The organism is Mycobacterium sp., assembly GCF_035314665.1.
Classification (GTDB): domain Bacteria; phylum Actinomycetota; class Actinomycetes; order Mycobacteriales; family Mycobacteriaceae; genus Mycobacterium.
The window spans coordinates 1-6,504 of record NZ_DATFZD010000427.1; the positions used below are offsets into that span (position 1 = coordinate 1).

The 6,504-nt window shown below is 68.4% G+C and carries 4 protein-coding genes and 1 pseudogene; 2 read left to right on the forward strand and 3 right to left on the reverse strand.

What is annotated here, in order from left to right; all coding sequences use genetic code 11:
* Nucleotides 1-186 precede the first annotated feature (186 nt).
* Complete coding sequence (locus VKI00_RS30635) at nt 187-4,725, forward strand: cation-translocating P-type ATPase (RefSeq protein ID WP_324446656.1); 4,539 nt, start codon at nt 187-189, stop codon at nt 4,723-4,725.
* On the opposite strand, the pseudogene VKI00_RS33640 reads toward VKI00_RS30635, so the two are convergent.
* A pseudogene (locus tag VKI00_RS33640) lies at nt 4,634-4,828 on the reverse strand (hypothetical protein); the annotation flags it as partial. The gene VKI00_RS30635 and the pseudogene VKI00_RS33640 overlap by 92 nt on opposite strands.
* Between VKI00_RS33640 and VKI00_RS30640 the strand changes: the two are divergent.
* On the forward strand, nt 4,772-5,050 hold the full coding sequence (locus VKI00_RS30640; protein WP_324446658.1) for a hypothetical protein: 279 nt from the start codon (nt 4,772-4,774) through the stop codon (nt 5,048-5,050). The pseudogene VKI00_RS33640 and the gene VKI00_RS30640 overlap by 57 nt on opposite strands.
* An 11-nt stretch (nt 5,051-5,061) precedes the next feature.
* On the opposite strand, the gene VKI00_RS30645 is transcribed toward VKI00_RS30640, so the two are convergent.
* Both VKI00_RS30645 and VKI00_RS30650 read right to left on the reverse strand, forming a co-directional pair.
* Nucleotides 5,062-5,433, reverse strand: a complete 372-nt coding sequence (locus tag VKI00_RS30645) for an STAS domain-containing protein (protein ID WP_324446660.1) — start codon at nt 5,431-5,433, stop codon at nt 5,062-5,064.
* Nucleotides 5,430-6,504, reverse strand: a 1,075-nt coding sequence (locus VKI00_RS30650) for an ATP-binding SpoIIE family protein phosphatase (RefSeq protein WP_324446662.1), incomplete at its 5' end; no start/stop codon positions are given. The genes VKI00_RS30650 and VKI00_RS30645, both read right to left, overlap by 4 nt.

Genomic DNA, 6,504 nt, shown 5'->3' on the forward strand with positions numbered 1-6,504 from the left:
GCAGCTGAACAACGGGCAATCCAACGGCTCGCACACGGCGTCGGTCACACCGGTGCGGGCGGTGCCGACCAAGTCGACTAGCTCGGCATCGCCACGCAAATCGCCGGCCAAGCGGGCACCGGCACGGTCGCGCGGCACACAGTCGCGCACCCGCCGCTAATCCCCCGGTTGGGTACCGTCAGAACAGTGCGAGCATCTCCGCTGCGCGCGGTCGCGCTGGGCTTTCAAGTAACGTCCGCACTGGTCGGCGCCACCGTACACACCGCAGCGAGCGCCGCCGAATCCCTGGGCACGGTCGCCTCAACCGGTCTGACCATGGCCGCGATCCCGGTTCGCGAAGGTGTCAAAGCGCTGTCCGACGGACTGCCCGCGCCCACGCTGACTCGGCATAGCTGGCGCGGCAGGGGACGTGCGTGGATTGAGGTCCGCGGCCTCGACGGCCCGGACGGCGACGAGCTTGGGCGCGCCGTCGTCGACGCCGTCCTCGCCCTCCCCGGCGTCACGTCGGCCAGCCTGAACCGCCCATTGTCGCGGGTCGTCGTCGCCCTCGACGGCTACCAGACCTCACTTCGTGAGCTGTGCCGCGTAGTGAGCGACGCTGAAAAGCATTGCCGCTCAACCGATAAGGCCGCACGCCCGGATCCCTTACCGGGCGACGGTCTGCTGCTCGCCACCAAGGCGGTGGGGGTCGGCGCCACCGCCGTTGGAGTGAGCGCCGCGATCGCGGGCCGGCTCCTACGGTGGCCGCGGCTCACCTACGGTCTCGAGGCGGCGGTCGTCGCCGTCGACTATCAGCCGCGGGTGCGCCGTCTGCTCGAGGACAGCATCGGCCAATCCGCAACCGACACACTGCTGAGCTTGGCGATGACGGCCGCACACGTCCTTGAGCTCTCGCCCGCGTCGCTGGCCGTGGACTTGATGATGGAGACGCTGAAAGCCGCCGAGATGCGGTCCGAAGCACAGGCCTGGAGTCGCCACGAACCGACGCTATTCCGCCATGCGGAATACCTGGAGGTCTACCCGCCGTCGCGCCCGGTGCCGTTGCCCGAGGGGCCGATCGAGCGGCACTCACGTCGCAGCGCATTACTTCAGGCGGCCGGTGTCGCAGCCGTCGGCGCCACCACCCGAAACCTCAACATGACCTCGACGATGGCGTTGGTCACCACGCCGAAAGCCACCCGCACCACCCGCGAATCGTTCGCCGCGGCGCTTGGCCAAGGGCTGGCCGACCAGCACGCCGTGTTGCCGTTGCGCCCGCAAAGCCTGCGCCGGCTCGACCGGGTCGACGCCCTGCTGATCGACCCCAGGGTGTTGTGTACCGACATGCTGCGGGTGGTGCGGGTGCGCGGTGCCGACGAAGACGAGATATCGCCTGCCTGGAACCGCGCGCAACTGCTGCTGGAAAAGCGGGGCCTGCGTGTCGGCTGGCATCCGGTTCCCGGAGGGCCGGCCGGAGCGAAAGTCGAAGCCTTGATCGGCCCCACGCACGATCCGCTGGCCTCGGCCGTGCTGGCCGAGGCGCGCCGGGCCGGCCTGGATCTGATCTCCATCGACATCGACGACCTCGGCGAGCTGCGGCCCGCGTTCGACGAGCTGCGGCCGCGGGAGAACGGATCCATCGATGATGCGCTCGTTGCGGCACTGACCGATCTGCACCACTCGGGTCACACCGTCGCGGTGCTGTCTTCGGTTGGCGCACAAGCGCTTTCGTCGGCCGACGTCGGTCTGGGTGTGATGCCCAATTCCGACGCCGAGCCGCCGCCCTGGACGGCGGATCTGATCTTGAGTGACCTCGCCGGCGCCTGGCGACTGCTGCATGCGGTCCCCGCGGCCAGGACGGCAAGCCAGCGTGGCATCGAGATATCCACCGGCGCTACGGCGTTGGGTGCGCTGCTGATGGTGCCCGGCGTGCGCGGCCGCGGGCCCGGCCCGGTGACCACGGGTGCCGCGGCAGGTCTGCTGTCCGGCTACATGTTGGCGCGCCGGGTGGTTCGCGCACCGACTCCGTTGCCGGCCCCGGTGCACGAATGGCACGCAATGTCGGTCGAGCAGGTCCGAAAGATGTTGCCGCCGAACGATGCTGAAGAATCGGCTGGGACCTCCGGCGCCCGCCGGCCCCTGCTGGCCACCCGGGCCATCGAAACGGCTCACCGCGGCGCCGAACTGACCGGACGACCGCGTCGAGCGGTCTGGCAGTTCCTCAAGGCGGTGCAAGCCGAACTGTCCGACCCGCTGACCCCGGTCCTGGCTCTTGGCTCGGCGGCCAGCGCGGTGCTGGGTTCGCCGGTCGACGCGGTGCTGGTCGGCTCGGTGCTCACCGGGAACTCAGTGCTCGCCGCCAGCCAACGCCTGCGCGCCGAAAGCCGGCTGAACGAGCTGCTGGCTCAACAGATTCCACCGGCCCGAAAAGTGACGACCGGTCCTGACGGTGCGCCGGTGTACACCGACGTCGTCGCGGAGGAACTGCGGCCCGGCGATGTGATCGAGATACGTACCCACGAGGTGATCCCCGCCGACGCCCGGCTGATCGAGGAAGACGACCTCGAGGTCGACGAGTCGACGCTGACCGGTGAGTCGCTGCCGGTGGAAAAGCAGATCGAGGCCACACCGGGCGCCGAACTTGCCGACCGTCGCTGCATGCTGTTCGCCGGCACGACCATCGTCGCGGGCACCGCGGTCGCGCTGGTGACCGCAGTCGGCGCCGACACCCAAGCGCGCCGCGCCGCCGAACTCGCGTCCGGTGACGTGCCGGAAGTCGGGCTGCAGCACCAGCTCAGCAAGCTCACCAACCAGGCATTCCCGGTCAGCACGGGTGGCGGCGCCCTGGTCGGCCTGCTGGGCCTGTTGCGCGGTCGAGGGTTGCGCGAAGCGGTGGCCAGCGGAATCGCGATCACCGTGGCCGCGGTCCCCGAAGGCATGCCGCTGGTGGCCACACTAGCCCAAGCCGCGTCGGCCCGACGCCTGACCGAGTACGGCGCGCTGGTGCGTATCCCCCGTTCGGTCGAGGCGCTCGGCCGCGTCGATGTCGTCTGCTTCGACAAGACCGGGACGCTGTCCGAAAACCGCCTGCGGGTGACGCAGGTCCATCCGGTGGGCGACTACTCCCGCGACGACGTGTTGCGCTTTGCCGCGCACGCGGCGCCGGACGCCAATGGCGGCCCGCAGGTGCACGCCACCGACCGGGCCATCATCGAGGCGGCGCTGGCGATTGATTCGTCCAACGGCTTCCATCCAGACGAGGAAGCCGACGCGCACCTGCCGTTCCGGTCCGGCCGGTCGTTCTCGGCGTCGGTGTCCGACGACGAGCTGACCGTCAAAGGCGCACCCGAAGTGGTGCTGGCGGCGTGCCAGGACGTCGGTCCGGATATCGAGGGCACGGTGCGTGAGCTGGCGGCCGACGGGCTGCGGGTGATCGCCGTCGCGCGGCGCCGGCTGAGCCCGCAACAGGCGAAGGTGGTTGCGGACGATGAAGACGCGATCGCTGAGCTGGTGGACGGCGAACTGTCGCTGGCAGGATTCCTCGGGCTGTCCGACACTCCGCGAGCCGAGGCACCCGCGCTGCTCAAGGCGCTGTCCGAACGCGAGGTCGGCATCCGGTTGATCACCGGCGACCACCCGATTACGGCGACGGCGATCGCCCGGGAAATGGGCCTGCCGGTGTCCGCCGAGCAGGTCATCAGCGGTGCGGAGTGGGACGCCTTGTCGCGCAAAGATCAGGAACGCGCCGTCACCGAGCGGGTGATCTTCGCGCGGATGTCACCGGAGAACAAGGTGCAGGTCGTCCAGACGCTGGAACGCGCCGGCAAGGTGTGCGCGATGGTCGGCGACGGCTCTAACGACGCCGCCGCGATCCGAGCCGCCACTGTCGGCATCGCCGTGGTGGCGCGCGGCAGCGATGCGGCCGGCATCGCGGCCGATGTTGTGCTGGTCGACGCCCGGATCGAAGCGCTGGTTGCGGCCGTCGACGAGGGACGTCAGCTCTGGCAGCGGGTACACGCCGCGGTGTCGGTGCTGTTGGGCGGAAACGCCGGCGAGGTGGGTTTCGCGATCATCGGCAGCGCGATCAGCGGAGTATCGCCGCTCAACACCCGCCAGCTGCTGCTGGTGAACATGATGACCGATGCGTTCCCCGCGGCTGCTCTTGCGGTGAGCCCGCCGAGCGGCCCGGTGCAACCCGGCCGTCGAGGCCCCGATCAGCGGGCACTATGGCGGGCCGTCGCCATCCGCGGGACAACCACCGCGGCGGCTGCGACCGCGGCTTGGATGATGGCCGGCGTGACCGGACGGCCGCGCCGCGCGTCGACGGTAGCGCTGGTCGCATTGGTCAGTACCCAGCTGGGTCAGACGCTGCTCGATTCGCGTGCGCCGTTGGTGGTGTTGACCGCCGGCGGATCGCTGGCCGTGATGGGGACGCTGATCAGCATCCCGGGCGTCAGCCAGCTGCTTGGCTGTACCCCGCTCGGCCCGATCGGGTGGGCGCAGGCGCTGGGCTCAGCCGGGGCGGCGACCGCCGCGGTTGCCGTCGCAACCCGCGTGCTCGACAGTAAAGGTCCATTGGAGTTGGAATCCGCCGACCGGCCGTCCGATCAGTCCGGACCTCCACAAGACCAAACCGCCACAGAACGGCGTACAACTCGATCAACGGGATCGCCAGTAGACCAGCGGCCCCTGAAGCTAGTGGGTCGGCGAGAGAATCCTTCGACGACGTCATACTCCCGACGGTGACCGTGTCACTCTGCTTAATGGCAAAGCTTAAGTTACTGAAAGGCAAATGATGGTCGAAAAGAAGCCCCGTCGCGCAACGTCCCAGGCCGAGGCCGTCGAGCATATTCGCGAAGGCGAAACGTTTTTTGTGACCCTGCCATTACTTGGCCGGATGGAAATTCCGCGACCCGAACAGCTGGCCTACTACGGCGGTTTGGCTGCGTTGGCCGCCTTCGAGCTCATCGACTGGCCGGTCGCGGTCGTCATCGCGGCGGGCCATATTTTGGCCAGTAACCACCACAACAAAATTCTCGAAGAGCTCGGTGAGGCCATCGAAGAGGCTTAGGGCCAAGAGGTTTAGGGCGAACGATCTGGCTCGAGCCCGCCCGCTTCCTTTTCCTGCAGCACGCGCAGCGCGCTTTCGGTGTCGTGGTGAATCGGCAGACACATCAATTCGGCCACTCTGTACATGAAGCTGTCCGGCGACAGGACGAGGACAACAGCGTCCTGTTCCAGCAGTCGATCCAGCGCCGCGAATCCTGAACTGTCCAAGTATTTAAGCCCGCTCAATACGAGAATGACGGGCCGCGGGCCCGGCACGGCCAGCACCGATTGGGTGAACTCGTCGACATTGGTCACGTCGACCTCGCCGGTGACCGTCACCTCGGCGGGAGTGGCCGCCGCGCTGCCGCTTTCGGGGATGTGTAGCTGGAAAACCGCCCGGGTCATCGTGGTACGCCCTCCACCAGATTGGCCCCCGGGACAACTGCGTGGTGAAAATCTAGGGTAATTCGGGTGCCGTGAGCAGTGCGCACGGTCTTCACGTGGTCGGCGAGTCCGTTGATCATGGTGAGTCCCCGTCCGCCCCGCAGACTACGCTGGCTGGCCGAGGAATCGCCCGACCACCGGCCGGTATCGCTGATCGTCGCGCTGACGGTGTGCCCGCGCACGAATGCCTCGATGGATACCGTCCTGAGCGAATCGCCCCCACTGCCATGCTCAATCGCGTTACTCACCGCCTCGCCGGTGGCCAACAGGATGTCGGCTTCCCGACCCGGATCCAACGCGATACCGGTCAGCCAGTAGCGGAGCCGGTGCCGGGCTTCGGGGATATTCGCCGGTGCGGCGGGCAACACCGCGGCGAAACTGCGCGCCGTGGTGTGGTTAGGCCGCACCGCCAACAGGACGACGTCGTCGGTGTAGCCGCCAGGCGGGGCCATCCGCTCGAGCAACTCGTCACAGAACTCTCCGACCGATAGTTCCGCACGATATGCGGCCGCGGCCTGCAGTCGCGCGAACCCTTCGTCGAGCGTCTCGCCCGGCCGCTCGATCAGTCCGTCGGTGTAGAGCAACAGCAGGCTGCCCGCGGGCAACTCGTGTTCTGCCGTGTTGGCCTTGAGATGGCGTTCCCACGCCGCAATCGGGGGACGCCGGCCGGCTTGCAGGAAAACCGGCGCTTGGTCCGGCGTCACCAGTAATGGATAGGGATGACCCGCGCAGCTATAGGTGATGCTGGACGTGCCGTCGGCCGTTGCCGGTCGCTCCGTGTCGATCACGACATAACTGACGGTCGCGCAGCGCGCACCGGGGACCGCCGCTGCGTACCTGTCCAGCGAGCTGAGCACCGCACCCGGGTCGCCACCCGTCAGGGCGGTGGCCGACACCGCCGCGCGAAGCCTGCTCATCACGATCGCGGCGGGCAGACCGTGCCCGACGACGTCGCCGACGGATACCGCGATCTGGCCCGGTTGCTGCAGCGGCGCCACCAGATACCAGTCGCCGCCGACGCGCATCGCCTCG